Raw genomic sequence first — 13653 nt, 5'->3', positions numbered from 1 at the left:
CTCACCCAGCGACGGTCACCCGGAGCACCTCGTCCCCGTCCCCGTTGGACGTGGTCACGTACAGCGCCCCGTCCGGCCCCTGCTTGGCAGCCCGCAGCCGCCCCTTGGTCCCGTCCAGCTCAGGCGGCACCGACACCGAGTGCACCCCACCCTCGGGCGTGATCTGGAACAGGAACAACTTCGACCCCTTCAACGCGGTGACGGCCAGAACCCCGTCCAACCCACCCCACTGCTCCCCCTGCAGGAAAGCCGCGTCGGAAATGGCCTCCGTGGGACTCCCGCTGGACCAGATCGCGGGCACCGCGTCCGGGAACCGCTCCAGGTCCGTCATGGGCACGCTCTCGTCGTACCCACCCTGCGTCCCACCCCGACTGGGGTCCCACCCGTAGTTCCCACCACTCCTGATCACGTTCAACTCGTCGTCCACCGACGGCCCGTGCTCAGCGCTGACCACCAGCCCGTCCTCCCGAACCGCGATCCCCTGCACGTTCCGGTGCCCGTAGCTCTCAACCCGGTGCTCCCCACTGGAGAGGTCGACGACGAGCGTCTTCCCCCCGAGCCCCTCCCGGTCCTGAGAGGTGTCGGCCCGAGCAGCGTCCCCGGTCCCCACCCGCAACTTCCCGTCCCCGTCCACCGCCAACCGACACCCGGAGTGCCGCCCACTGGGATTGGCGGGCAACCCGGTCAGCAGATCCCCGACCTTGCCGACCACGTCCCCCTCCCCCAACTCCCAGGTGGTCAACCGGATGTCCGAGGCGGTGTTCTGACACGTGGTGAACCGACTGCTCCCCGGATGAACCGCGATCCCGAGCAACCCACCCTCCCCCCTGGCAACCGCCCCGGTGTCCACCTGGAGGTCCTTGACCTGCCCATCAGCCACCAAACTGACCGTGCCCGGCCGCTGAGTGACCAACATCCGCCCATCGGGCAACCAGTCGATCCCCCAGGCGTGCGTCAACCCGGAGGCGACAGTCTCAACGGAGAGCCCAGCGGCAGCTCCCTCGGTAGGCGCGGCACTCCCCGAAGGGGACCCGTCACCGTTGGCAGGCGCAGCACTGCACCCGGTCAACAGGAGGACAGCGGCAAATCCGGCGATTCGACCCATACCCCGAGGATGCCCACCACGACGTGAGCCCAACGTGCAAGCAAGAAGTCAGGGGGCAGTCCACCCCCACCAAGGCCACCACACCGCAGCCGCACGCACCAGCCAGCCGCACCCACTCGCCAACGTCCCCGCACTCGCGGGCTGCGGGGCGAGCGAAGCGAGCCCAAGCAGCCCCACTCCCGCGTCCCTCTTCTCCGTTTGGCCTGGCGAAGCCCGAGCACGCTCGTCAAGATGCCGCCGCACCGCCACGGCAGACCGCCCGAGTCATCCGGCGTCTTGACGAGTGTGCTTGCCTGAAAGGAGGCCAAACGGAGAAGAGGGACCCCGCCCACCGCAGGGGTAAACGCAACCACAAGACCAACCGCCACCGGCCGGCAGAGCCCGTGTCCCCTCTTTTTTGGAGGTCTGCCCCGCCGGCGAGGCGCCGCCAGAAACGGCACCTCCCCGCTCAAACCTCCAACGGATAAACCCGCTCCACCGGCAACAACTCCCGAGCCAGCTCCAACTCCCCGGCGGCAACCGCAGCCCCAACCCGCCGCATCACCCCGGTGACGTCCACCAACCCGGTGATCCACTCCTCCACGTACCGCCGAGAAGCGTCCCCACCAAGCCCGAGCTGCAACGACCGCTGCTCCAAAGCCTCATGCCGAAGCCCCCGCTCCGGGTCCCACTGCACCCGGATCTCCGGCTTCCCCCGAACCACTTCCCGACTGGGCACCGCACTCCGCACAGCCTCGTCGAAAGCCTCGCGCAACACCCGAACCGCCAACACCCGCTCCTGCCCCGGCTTCCGGGCCCACCCGCACCGGTAAGCCATCCACAGGAACGAGGGCTTCACCCAGGTCATCCGCCCAGGCTTGAACGGCGGCACGAACGTCCCCGCAGCGAGCGCAGGCTCCGCGATCTCATCCGAATACGCCTGGTACACCACAACCGTGCGATCGTCGTAATCGGCCCGGATCTGCCTGCGCTGCTCCACGCCCCCAGTATCAACCGATCCGCAACAACTTTTCCGCCCCCCACCCCACCTCAGGGCCGGATGCGCAACTTCGGCTTGTGCTCCAAGCTCGACAACCCGTTCCAAGCCAGGTTGACCAGATGCGCGGCAACCTCATCCTTCTTCGGCTTCCGCACCTCCAACCACCACTGCCCGGTCAACGCGACCATCCCCACCAGCGCCTGCGAGTACAGCGCGGCCAACTTCCGGTCGTACCCCTGCCGCGAGAAGTGCAACCCCAGTATGTGCTCGACCTGCGAAGCGATGTCGTTCAACAACGACGAGAACGTGCCCGTCGTGGAAGCAACCGGAGAATCCCGGACCAAAATCCGAAACCCGTCCGTCGACCCCTGAATATAATCAAGCAGCGCACAAGCCGCCTGCTCCAACAACTCCCTGGGATGCCCCCCGGACAGCGCGTTGACCACGTGATCCATCAACGACTGCATCTCCCGGTCGACCACGACCGCGTAGATCCCCTCCTTCCCCCCGAAGTGCTCGTACACCACCGGTTTGCTCACCCCGGCCCGGTGCGCGATCTCCTCGACGGAGGTGACCTCGTACCCCTTCTCCGCGAACAGTGCGCGCGCCACGTCGAGCAGCTGCTCGCGCCGCTCCTTGCCCGTCATCCGAACCCTTGGGGCTGGCACAGCCGTCCCTGTTCCTTCTCCCGACACCCGGTCAGGACCAGCCTAAACACCAACGCGCCCCGAAGCCCGCACGGGCCTCGGGGCGCGCAGTGGCGTCACAGAGTCAGACCGCCTGCTTCTCCTTCTTGCTCTTCCCCTCGCCCTTGCTCTTGCTCTTCCCTTCACCCTTGCTCTCACCCTTGGCCGAGATCCGGGTCAACCGCTGCGCGTTCGGCCAGCGCACGCTCGTCGCCCACCCGAACTTCTCGAACGCCCAGATGATCCGGGCCGAGATGTCGATCTGCCCCCGCTTGACCCCGTGCCGCGCGCAGGTCGGGTCCGCGTGGTGCAGGTTGTGCCACGACTCGCCGAACGACAGGATCGCGAGCGGCCAGAAGTTGGCGGACTTGTCGCGGGCGGTGAACGGCCGGTCGCCGATCATGTGGCAGATCGAGTTGACCGACCAGGTCACGTGGTGCAGGAACGCGACCCGGACCAGGCCCGCCCAGAAGAACGCGGTGAGCGCGCCGGACCAGGACATGGTGATCAGGCCGCCGAGGACGCCGGGCGCGAGCACGCTGATGGTGGTCCACAGCCAGAACAGCCGGTCGACCTTCACCAGGTCGTCGTCGGCCAGCAGGTCGGGGGCGAAGCGGCTGGCGTTGGTCTTGTCGCGCTCGAACAGCCAGCCCATGTGGGCGTGCCAGAAGCCCTTGGCCAGGGCGATCGGGCCGCTGCCGAACAGCCACGGCGAGTGCGGGTCGCCCTCGCGGTCGGAGAAGGCGTGGTGCCTGCGGTGGTCCGCGACCCAGACGATGACCGGGCCCTGCAGGGCCATGCTGCCCATGATGGCCAGGGCGATCTTGAGCGCCCGGTTGGCCTTGAACGAGCCGTGCGTGAAGTACCGGTGGTACCCGACGGTGATGCCGAGCCCGGCGATGCAGTAGAACGCGGCGAACAGGGCCACGTCGACCCAGCCCAGACCCCACCCCCACGCGACGGGGATGGCCGCGAACAGCGCCAGGAAGGGCACCAGGACGAACACGTACACGCCGAACTGCTCAGCATTGCCGCGCTGCCCCTCGACCAGCGGCTTGGGGCCCTTGGCGGGCGGGCTGGACGTGGACTTGCTCTCCACGGTGCTCGTCATGCGATACCTCGTCGTCGTCCGGAAGCTACCTACGGAACCGTAACTTACGCCAGCGTAAGTTAGTCCCCGCCGCTCCCGCCAGGGGGGTGCGGCTTTTTACCGGTTGTTCTCAGGAAGCTCCTCCACCTGTCACCCGTTCGGGCAGGATCATCGGGTGCGGGATTCTTCTGGCGTTCGGTCCAACCGCCTCCGGCGGATCGGGGCGATGGTGGTCGCGGCCTCGCTGGTCCTGACGGTGGCCGCCTCGGGCGGCATCGGGTGGCACTACAGCGAGCAACTGCTCAACCCGGCGACCGCCCGACCGGGCTTCCCGGACGTGGTGCTGGGCGCGTCGGACGGCGAGGTCGTCCTGGCCGACTCCGGGAACACCGCCCAGCGCGGCACCTGGGGCCTGGTGTGGCCGGGCGGTGAGCTGGAGGTCGGCGACGTGGCCTCCCGCTCCGGCGGCGAGGTCCGCAGGCCGATCACGAAGGGGACCGCGCCGGCTGCGGGAACCCGCGTCCGCGTCGAGGGCTCGGTCTGGGCGAGCGACCCGCGCAGCGCGCTCGGCCTGGACTACCGGGACGTGAGCGTGCCCACCGAGCTGGGCGACGCGCCCGCGTGGCTGGTGCCCGGCGGCGGCGGCGACGGCGGCACCTGGGTCGTGGCCGTGCACGGCAGGGCGGGCACCCGCGCCGAGACCCTCCGCGCGCTCCCCGTGCTGCACGACGCGGGCCTGACCGTCCTGTCGATCACGTACCGCAACGACGACGGCGCCCCCGCCTCGCCCGACGGGCTCTACCACCTCGGTGACTCGGAGTGGCGGGACGCCGAAGCCGCCGTCCGCTACGCCAGGGACAGCGGGGCCGGGAAGATCGTCCTCTACGGCTGGTCCATGGGCGGCGCGATCGCGGGCCAGCTGCTGGCCCGCTCCGAGCTGGCGGGCGAGGTGTCCGCGCTCGTCCTGGACGCCCCGGTGACCAGCTGGACCGGCACCCTGGAGCTCCAGTCCCGCGAGCGCGGCGTGCCCACCTGGCTGGTGCCGCTGGCCGAACTGGTCTCCGGCTGGCGGGCGGACCTGGACTTCTCCCGCTTCGACCTGGCCGACCACCCGCCCGCGCACCGCCCGCCGACGCTGCTGGTCCACGGCGACGCGGACACGACCGTGCCGGTGCAGGGCAGCAGGGACCTCGCCGCGCGGGCCGCGAGCGGGGCGCTGGACTGGGACGTGCGGTACGTCGAGGTGCCCGGCGCGGCGCACGTCGCGGCCTGGAACGCCGACCCGACGCGCTACGAGCGCGAGCTGGCCGACTTCGTGACTTCGCTCACCACCCCGTCGTGACCAGGCGCTACACGCTCCGTTATGATCCACTGGCGAGGAGGTGGCCGCCACTTGCGTGGTGGTGCTGACCGCGGACCCCCGCCCGTGACACGATGTGTTCCCACGGCCGGGGCAGTCCCCGTCCGATCCGCCATGGTGTAAAGGCAGCACCTCGGATTTTGGTTCCGATGGTCCAGGTTCGAATCCTGGTGGCGGAGCGAGAGTGTCTCGAACCGGGTCGGGCCCTCCGGCCCGGCCTGCCCTGCGTAGGGGGGTGTTGGTCGCTGCCGGGGGAAGCCGTCGAAGAGCAGGCCAGCGTCGTGCCCGCGCTCCAGGAGATGTCCGACGCCTGGCTGGTCGGCCGCGCCAGCGAGCTGGTCGCCGTCGCGCAGAGCAGCCACGTCGCCGAGCAGCTCGACGCCGCGAACGAGGTCGACGAGATCCTCGCCGAGGCGCAGAGCCGGGGCGAGCCTCGGATCGTGGCGCAGCTGCTGCGCGCCGCCGCCATCGTGCGCCTGGTGACGCCGGGCGTCGGCGACATGTCCGACTCCCTGCTGGAGGAGATGCTCAACCACACCCGCAGGCACGGCCTGGTGGTGCTGGAGGCGGAGGCGCACGCCCTGCTCGGCCGCAGGTACCTGCTGGTCGGGCTGGAGGACAAGGCGCTCAGCGAGATCGCCAACGGGCTGGCGATGCTGGAGGAGGACCTCACCCCCGACCCGGTGCTGGACAAGCGCACCTGGGACCGCCTGCTGGCCTCGGCGCTGCAGAACACCGGTTTAGTGCTCACCCAGCTCGGCGTCTACGAGATGGCCGACGAGGTCCTGGCCAGGGCCCACAACGCGATCCGCGACAGCGCGAACCCCCACCTGATCTACGTGCACCTGGTGAACCGGGTGCGGATGCTGCTGGGCTGGGGGCTGCGGCTGGAGCGGGTGAACAACCACGAGGAGGCCGCCGCCCGGTTCACCATGGCCGCGCGGATCGCCGAGGCGACCGAGGCGCCGTTCCTCCAGTCGCTGCACCCGCGCAGGCGGGACCGCACCGCCGCGCAGCAGGTGCCGGTGATCGGCGCGGCGCAGGCGCTGGCGTCCCCCGGTCCCGAGCACATCGCCCGGCTGTGGACGCTGCGCGAGCTGTCCATGTACGCGCGCGAGCTGATCATCGTGTCGATCGCGCTGGCGCGCTGCCTGGAGATGGAGGAGCTGCCGCAGCAGGCCCTCCAGGTGCTCACGCACGCCCGCACCAAGCTGGCCACCGACACCTCCGAGCCGACGCTGATGCTGTGCCTGGTGCGCGAGTACGCCCGGCTGGCGGGCCCGCAGGGCGAGCACACCGTCTCGGCCCTCCAGACCTACGCGAGCGCGCTGGAGGTGGAGCTGTGGCTGATGCAGGAGGCCCGCACCGCCACCCTGATCACCCGGCGCGACCACGAGCGGCTCACCAGGGCGCACGGGGCGATCTCGCAGCAGGCGATGCAGGACCCGCTGACCGGGCTGCCGAACCGCCGCGCGCTGGACGAGCGGCTGGCCGCGCTGCTCGGCGCGCAGACCCTGCCGATGGCGGTGGCGCTGGTCGACCTGGACGGGTTCAAGGGCGTCAACGACAAGCACTCGCACGCGGAGGGTGACGACGTCCTGCGCGTGATTGCCGGCACACTGCGGCACGCCCTGCGGGGTGACGACATGGTGGCCAGGTACGGCGGCGACGAGTTCGTGGTGCTGCTGCCGGGCACCACCCTGTCGCTGGCCGAGGCCGCGCTGGCCAGAGCCGTGGATGCCGTCGCTGGCCTGCCTTCCGACCTGTCCAGGGGGGTGACGCTGTCGGTCGGGGTGATCGCGGTGCGCCCCCAGGAGAGCGACAACCAGGTGCTGTCCAGAGCGGACTCCGCGATGTACACCGCGAAGCGCAGAGGTGGCTGCCAGGTTGCTTCGGCAGACGGGGAAGCACCCGCGGAGGCTTAGTATCGGCACCTGGCGGGAGCCAGGCCTCCCGCCGCAGGCACGGACTCAGCAGAGGGAGAGCCGCTGATGCTCCAGGGTGTTCCCGCCCCGGTCAGCACTATCGTCCTCGCAGCGGGTGAGGGCACCCGCATGCGCTCCGCCACCCCGAAGGTGCTGCACCGGCTCGCGGGCCGCTCGCTGGTCGAGCACGCCGTGCGGGCTGCCGCAGGCGCCGATCCCGAGCACCTGGCCGTCGTGGTCGGACACGGCCGGGAGGCCGTCACCGAGCACCTGGGGGCCGTCGCGGACGCGCTGGGGCGCGAGGTCGTGGTCGCGGTCCAGGCGGAGCAGAAGGGCACCGGGCACGCGGTGGGCTGCGGCCTCGCCGAGCTGCCCGAGGACCTGACCGGCACCGTCGTGGTCACCTACGGCGACGTGCCGCTGCTGGACGCGGACTCGCTGCGCGCCCTGCTGGCCGAGCACGGGGCGCGCGGCAACGCGGCGACCGTGCTCACCGCCGTGCTCGACGACCCGACCGGCTACGGGCGCATCCTGCGCGACGCGGACGGCTCGGTGCTGGGCATCGTGGAGCAGAAGGACGCCGACGAGTCCCAGCGGGCCATCACCGAGATCAACTCGGGCGTGTACGCGTTCGACGCGGTCGTGCTGCGCGACGCGCTGTCCCGGTTGGGCACCGACAACGCGCAGGGCGAGCTGTACCTGACCGACGTGCTGGGCATCGCGCGCGGCGACGGCGGCCGGGTCGGCGCGCTGGTGACCGGCGACCGGTGGCTGGTGGAGGGCGTCAACGACCGGGTGCAGCTGGCCAGGCTCGGCAAGGAGCTGAACCGGCGGCTGGTCGAGCGCTGGATGCGCGAGGGCGTGACCGTGGTCGACCCGGACACCACCTGGCTGGACGCCGACGTGGAGCTGGGCCGGGACGCGCTGGTGGAGCCGGGCACGCAGCTGCGCGCGGGCACCACCGTGGGCGCGGGCGCGGTCGTCGGGCCGGACACCACGCTGTCCGGCTGCTCGGTCGGCGCGGGCGCGAGCGTGGTGCGCACGCACGGCAGCGGCGCGGTGGTCGGCGCGGGCGCGAGCGTCGGCCCGTTCGCCTTCCTGCGGCCGGGCACCGAGCTCGGCGCGGACGGCAAGATCGGCACGTTCGTCGAGGTCAAGAACTCGCAGATCGGCGCGGGCAGCAAGGTGCCGCACCTGAGCTACATCGGGGACGCGACGATCGGCGAGAAGTCGAACATCGGCGCCGCGAGCGTCACCGTCAACTACGACGGCGTCGACAAGCACCGGACGGTCATCGGCTCGCACTGCCGGACCGGCTCCGACAACATGTTCGTCGCCCCGGTGACCGTGGGCGACGGCGCTTACACCGGCGCGGGGACCGTGCTGCGGCGCGACGTGCCCCCCGGTGCTCTGGCCGTTTCGGGCGGCGCCCAGCGCAACTTCGCGGACTGGGTCCTGAACCGAAGGCCCGGAACCGCTGCGGCTGATGCCGCCGAGCGCGCCCTGTCTCAGGTCGCGGAGAAGAACGAGGAAGGGCGCTGACGTGAAGAACCCGATCATGTCCGGGACACCCAAGAAGAACCTGATGCTCTTCGGCGGGCGGGCCTACCCGGAGCTGACGGAGGAGGTGGCCAAGCACCTCAACGTGTCGGTCACCCCGCAGGCCGCGTACGACTTCGCGAACGGCGAGATCTTCGTCCGGTTCGAGGAGTCGGTGCGCGGGTGCGACGCGTTCGTCATCCAGTCGCACAAGGCGCCCATCAACCAGTGGTTGATGGAGCAGCTGATCATGGTCGACACGCTGAAGCGGGCCTCCGCGAAGCGCATCACGGTGATCATGCCGTTCTACCCGTACGCGCGGCAGGACAAGAAGCACCGGGGCCGCGAGCCGATCTCGGCCCGCCTGGTCGCCGACCTGTTCAAGACCGCGGGCGCGGACCGCCTGGTCGCCGTCGACCTGCACACCGCGCAGATCCAGGGCTTCTTCGACGGCCCGGTCGACCACCTGTGGGCGATGCCGCTGCTGGCCGAGCACGTGCGCGACAAGTACGCGGGCCACGACATCACCGTGGTCTCGCCGGACGCGGGGCGCACCAAGCTGGCGGAGAAGTGGGCGGACACGCTCGGCGGCACGCCGATCGCGTTCATCCACAAGACCCGCGACCCGCTGCGGCCGAACGAGGTCGTGGCGAACCGGGTCGTCGGCCAGGTCAAGGACCGGCTGTGCGTGGTGATCGACGACATGATCGACACCGGCGGCACGATCACCAAGGCGGTGGACCAGCTCCTCGCCGAGGGCGCGTCCGACGTGGTGATCGCGGCGACGCACCCGGTGCTGTCGGGCCCGGCGGTCGAGCGGCTGCAGAACTGCGGCGCGCGCGAGGTGGTGTTCACCGACACGCTGCCGATCCCGCAGGAGAAGCGCTTCGACGCCATGACGGTGATCCCGATCGCGCCGCTGCTGGCGCGGGTGATCCAGGAGGTCTTCGAGGACGGCTCGGTCACGAGCCTGTTCGACGGGAACGCTTGACGGCGCAGCCGTCAAGGCTTCGGCTCCGGAGGAGTCGATCGACTGGACCAGCGGCCCGACGGGACTCCCCGTCGGGCCGCTGCCCGTTTCGGGGGCCGGGGTGCGCTCCCGCCCCCGGAGACCGCCCCGCCCTTCACCCGCCCGGTTTCCCGCGCCCCGTCCAGCCGCCCGCCGATCGCGCGCTCCCGCTCTCACCCCAGCTCCCCACCGCCCGCTCCCACCGCTCTCACCCCACCCCCACCCCCGCAAACGCTTGCCACCGCCCCTGGCAGCACCTGCGCCCCCGTCCGGGTGATCACCGCTCGGGCCGAACAGCCCCACCACCGCAGCGGCGCTCCCCCACCCCGAAACCCCACCCCACCCCCCGATTAGGCCGGGGCGTCCAGGTCGTCCTACACTGGTCGGGTTGCCTCGGCGAGGACGAGCATCACGCTCGGCGTGATCGACGCGGCGGTTGTGGTGATGCGCGTGCCCATCCCTTCCGCGCCGCCCTCCGTCGCAGACCAGCACCCCGCTTACGCCTTGCCCGACGTGCGAAGGCCATATCGAAGGAGAGCCCCACCGTGTCCGAGGTCCGTCTCGCCGCCGAGCAGCGCACCGAGTTCGGCAAGGGCGCTGCCCGCCGCACCCGTCGCGCCGGCAAGATCCCCGCGGTGCTCTACGGCCACGGCTCCGACCCGAAGCACCTGGCCCTGCCGGCGCTGGAGTTCGCCCGAGTCGTCCGTGAGCACGGTCAGAACGCCGTCCTGACGCTGGACATCGACAGCGCCACCGAGCTGGCACTGACGAAGACCGTCACGACCCACCCGCTCAAGAACTACATCGAGCACGTCGACCTGCTGCTGGTCAAGCGCGGCGAGAAGGTCACCGTCGACGTGCCGATCGTGCTGACCGGCGAGCCCGCCGCGGCCACCCTCCTCACCCAGGAGAGCACCACCATCCAGGTGGAGGCCGACGCGCTGAACATCCCGGACCAGATCGAGTTCTCGATCGCCGGTCTCGGCGCGGGCACCCAGGTGCACGCGTCCGACCTGGAGCTCCCCAAGGGCTCCACCCTCGCCACCGACGCCGAGGTGCTGATCCTCGCCGTCAACGACGCCCCTTCGGCCGCCTCCATGGGCACCGACGAGGGCGCCGAGGCGACCCCGGAGAGCTGAGCCCATCACGTCGGGCTGGTCGAACGGCTCCCCACCACCGCACGCCGGTGGTGGGGAGCCGTTCCCGCGTTCGACGCCCGAGCAGGTGCGGGCCGCCGGCTTCCCGCGAAGACGGGCCAGGGGCTACGACCCCGATCAGGTGCACGCGCTGCTGGACCGGATCGCCGACGCCCTCTCCGGCAGGGTCAGGGTGCGCCCGGAGCAGGTGCGCGCGGCGGTGTTCCGGGAGGTGCCCGGCGGTTACGAGCAGCAGGCCGTCGACGCCTTCCTCGCCGCCCTGGAGTGGCAGCTGACCCACCAGGCCCTGCCCCCCACCTCGCTGCGGTCCGGTCGGGACCTGCTGGCGGTGGTGCTCCCGCGCGGGGCCGCCGGATACGATCGCGCCGAGGTCGACGCCTTCCTCGCCAGGGCCGCGCTCGCGCTGGACGGCGGGCGCCGGATGACGGCGGGCGAGGTCCGCCACACCAGGTTCACCACCACGTCGGGGATGCGGCGCGGGTACCGGGTGCGCGAGGTCGACAACCTGTTGGACGAGCTGGAGCGGGAGTTGCGGTTCCGTGGGCGATGAGCTGACCCTCGTGGTGGGCCTGGGCAACTCCGGTCCGAAGTACGAGGGCACCCGGCACAACGCGGGGTTCCTGGTGCTGGACGAGCTGGCCGACCGGGTCGGCGGGCGGTTCAAGGCGCACAAGGGCGGCGCCGAGGTGGTCGAGGGCAGGCTGGCCGGGCAGCGGGTGGTGCTGGCCAAGCCGCGCGGCTACATGAACAACTCGGGCGGCCCGGTGTCGGGGACCGCCAAGTTCTACAAGGTGCAGCCCGCGTCGGTGATCGTGGTGCACGACGAGCTGGACCTGCCGTTCGGCGCGGTGCGGATGAAGCTCGGCGGCGGTGACAACGGGCACAACGGGCTGCGCTCGATCACGAAGTCGCTGGGAACCAAGGACTACCTGCGGGTGCGGTTCGGCGTGGACCGGCCGCCCGGCCGGATGGACCCGGCGGACTACGTGCTGAAGGACTTCTCGGTGGTGGAGCGCAAGCAGCTGGCGCTGGAGCTGGACCGGGCGGCGGACGCCGTGGAGGCCCTGGTGTCCGCAGGCCTGGAAGCCGCGCAGAACCAGTTTCACTGATCTTCCGCGAAAGAGGGGCCCACCACACCGGTGGGCCCCTCTTCGCGTCGCCGCTACACCGCCACGAGCGCGGCGGCCGAGGCGCGCCGCAGCTTCCCGGACGGCGTCTTGGGCACGCTCCCCGGCGGCAGCACGACGACCGAGAACGGCCGCACGCCGACCGCGTCCACGACCTTCGCCGTGATCGCCTTGGTCAGCCGCTTGACCTCGTCCTCGTCGGCGGCGAGCCGGGACTCCACGACCACCGCGAACCGCTCGCGCCGGGTGCCCGCGTCGAGCCGGACGGCGACCGCGTTGCCCGCCCTGACCCCGTCAACGGCGCTCGCGGCGCGCTCGACGTCGGTCGGGTAGATGTTCCGGCCGCCCATGATGATGACGTCCTTGAGCCTGCCGCAGACCACGACCTGCTCGCCCACGAGGTAGCCCTGGTCGCCGGTGTCGAGCCAGCCTCCGGGGCCGGTGGTGGGCACCGGGCCGTCGACGGTCAGGTAGCCGGGCGTGACGGCCTCGCCGCGCACCTGGAGCCGCCCGACCCGCCGGTCGCCGAGGAGGGTCCCGGCGTCGTCGACGACCCGGATCTCCAGTCCCGGCAGGGGCGGGCCGAGGAGCGCGAACGAGCGGGCGCCGGGTTCGGCGGACGGTTCGGCGCGGCGCTCGGCCTCCAGCAGGTCGGCGTCCACGACGTCCACGGCCATGCCGGTGAACACCGGCGCGAACGTGACGCCGAGGGTGGTCTCGGCCATGCCGTAGGCGCAGAGCACCGACTCGGGGGGCAGGCCGAAGCGGGCGCCCTCGGCGGTGAACGAGCGGACCGCCTCCGGGTCGATGGGCTCGGCGCCGTTGAGGGCGATGCGCAGCGAGGACAGGTCCAGCTCGCCGTCCTCGACGCCGCGCATCCGCTTGGCCACGACGGCGTAGGCGAAGTTCGGGGCGGCGGTGATGGTGCCCCGGTGGCGGCTGATCAGCTCGGGCCAGAGCACCGGGCGGCCGAGGAAGTCGACGGGGGTGACCTTGACCAGGTCGACGCCGTAGAGCATCGGCAGGGTCAGGAAGCCGACCATGCCCATGTCGTGGAAGAGCGGCAGCCACGACACCATGCGGTCGCTCTCGGGGTCGAGGTGGACGGCCTCGCGCATCCCCTCCATGTTGGCCCACAGGTTGCCGTGGGTGATCCGGACGGCCTTGGGGTGGGCGGTGGAGCCCGAGGTCAGCTGGAGCAGGGCGGTGGCGCTCTCGGGGACCTCCACGGGGGTGGTCAGCGGGTCGGCGTCCAGGTCGGTGATGCGGTGGTGGGCGATGCCGCGCTCGACGAGCACGGGCGAGAGGGCGTCGAAGGGGGCGCCGAGCAGGACCAGCCCGGAGTCGATCATGCCGAGCACCCGGACGGTGTCCTCGGCCCACTCGGCCAGGTCCGTGCGCGCTGTCGGCTGGTGGAGCATGGTGGTGCTGGCGCCCGCGAGCCAGGCGCCCTGCACGGCGGGGGCGATCTCGGCGGGGTCGCCCGCGAGCACGGCGACGGCCGCGCCGGGTGTGACGCCCGCCTCCGCCAGGGCGCCCGCGACGCGCGTGGCGCGCGCGTGCACCTGGGCCCACGTTCGGTGCTCGGGGGCGCTGGGTTCCCCGGTTGTCATGCCTTTGCGGGTCCCCCGTTCCCCTGTTGCGGTCGCCACGACGGTGTCCACGAACCGGCTCAT

The 13653-nt window shown here is 71.4% G+C and carries 12 protein-coding genes and 1 tRNA gene; 8 read left to right on the top strand and 5 right to left on the bottom strand.

What is annotated here, in order from left to right; translation table 11 throughout:
• Nucleotide 1 precedes the first annotated feature (1 nt).
• From LV78_RS20110 to LV78_RS20095, 4 genes are all read right to left on the bottom strand, one after another.
• Nucleotides 2-1105 (bottom strand): PQQ-dependent sugar dehydrogenase, encoded by a 1104-nt coding sequence (locus LV78_RS20110; protein WP_253846802.1) that lies wholly within the window; start codon nucleotides 1103-1105, stop codon nucleotides 2-4.
• 448 nt (nucleotides 1106-1553) lie between these two features.
• A complete protein-coding gene (locus tag LV78_RS20105) occupies nucleotides 1554-2084 on the bottom strand; it encodes a DUF4291 domain-containing protein (protein ID WP_253846801.1) in 531 nt (176 codons plus the stop codon).
• Nucleotides 2085-2134: 50 nt separating this feature from the next.
• Entirely contained in the window at nucleotides 2135-2731 is a 597-nt protein-coding gene (locus LV78_RS20100; RefSeq protein ID WP_253846800.1) for a TetR/AcrR family transcriptional regulator, read from the bottom strand.
• A 124-nt stretch (nucleotides 2732-2855) separates the two neighbouring features.
• The gene (locus LV78_RS20095; protein ID WP_253846799.1) at nucleotides 2856-3881 is read right to left on the bottom strand and encodes an acyl-CoA desaturase; all 1026 of its coding nucleotides are present in this window, start codon (nucleotides 3879-3881) and stop codon (nucleotides 2856-2858) included.
• Nucleotides 3882-4086: 205 nt separating this feature from the next.
• Between LV78_RS20095 and LV78_RS20090 the strand changes: the two genes are divergently transcribed.
• From LV78_RS20090 to pth, 8 genes are all read left to right on the top strand, one after another.
• Nucleotides 4087-5202, top strand: coding sequence for an alpha/beta hydrolase family protein (locus LV78_RS20090; protein ID WP_253846798.1), 1116 nt, complete (start codon nucleotides 4087-4089; stop codon nucleotides 5200-5202).
• A gap of 126 nt (nucleotides 5203-5328) precedes the next feature.
• A tRNA-Gln gene (locus LV78_RS20085) sits at nucleotides 5329-5399 on the top strand.
• Nucleotides 5400-5519: 120 nt separating this feature from the next.
• Nucleotides 5520-7145, top strand: coding sequence for a GGDEF domain-containing protein (locus LV78_RS20080; RefSeq protein ID WP_301306945.1), 1626 nt, complete (start codon nucleotides 5520-5522; stop codon nucleotides 7143-7145).
• A gap of 66 nt (nucleotides 7146-7211) precedes the next feature.
• Nucleotides 7212-8687: a bifunctional UDP-N-acetylglucosamine diphosphorylase/glucosamine-1-phosphate N-acetyltransferase GlmU gene (gene glmU, locus LV78_RS20075; RefSeq protein ID WP_253846796.1), complete on the top strand. Its 1476-nt coding sequence runs from the start codon at nucleotides 7212-7214 to the stop codon at nucleotides 8685-8687.
• Between the two features lie 16 nt (nucleotides 8688-8703).
• Nucleotides 8704-9675, top strand: a complete 972-nt coding sequence (locus tag LV78_RS20070) for a ribose-phosphate diphosphokinase (RefSeq protein WP_253846938.1) — start codon at nucleotides 8704-8706, stop codon at nucleotides 9673-9675.
• Nucleotides 9676-10238: 563 nt separating this feature from the next.
• Nucleotides 10239-10832 carry a 50S ribosomal protein L25/general stress protein Ctc gene (locus tag LV78_RS20065; RefSeq protein ID WP_253846795.1) on the top strand — a complete coding sequence of 198 codons (594 nt, stop codon included), beginning with the start codon at nucleotides 10239-10241 and terminating at the stop codon, nucleotides 10830-10832.
• A gap of 85 nt (nucleotides 10833-10917) precedes the next feature.
• The gene (locus LV78_RS41655; RefSeq protein ID WP_253846794.1) at nucleotides 10918-11400 is read left to right on the top strand and encodes a DivIVA domain-containing protein; all 483 of its coding nucleotides are present in this window, start codon (nucleotides 10918-10920) and stop codon (nucleotides 11398-11400) included.
• Nucleotides 11390-11959, top strand: a complete 570-nt coding sequence (gene pth, locus LV78_RS20055; RefSeq protein ID WP_253846793.1) for an aminoacyl-tRNA hydrolase — start codon at nucleotides 11390-11392, stop codon at nucleotides 11957-11959. The genes LV78_RS41655 and pth overlap by 11 nt, the downstream gene beginning before the upstream one ends.
• Nucleotides 11960-12012: 53 nt before the next feature.
• On the opposite strand, the gene LV78_RS20050 is transcribed toward pth, so the two are convergent.
• Nucleotides 12013-13653 (bottom strand): fatty acyl-AMP ligase, encoded by a 1641-nt coding sequence (locus LV78_RS20050; protein WP_253846792.1) that lies wholly within the window; start codon nucleotides 13651-13653, stop codon nucleotides 12013-12015.

The organism is Actinosynnema pretiosum, from assembly GCF_024171695.1.
Taxonomy (GTDB): domain Bacteria; phylum Actinomycetota; class Actinomycetes; order Mycobacteriales; family Pseudonocardiaceae; genus Actinosynnema; species Actinosynnema pretiosum.
Note: the sequence above shows the minus strand (reverse complement) of the source record. Positions and strands in the feature narration are given on the sequence as shown.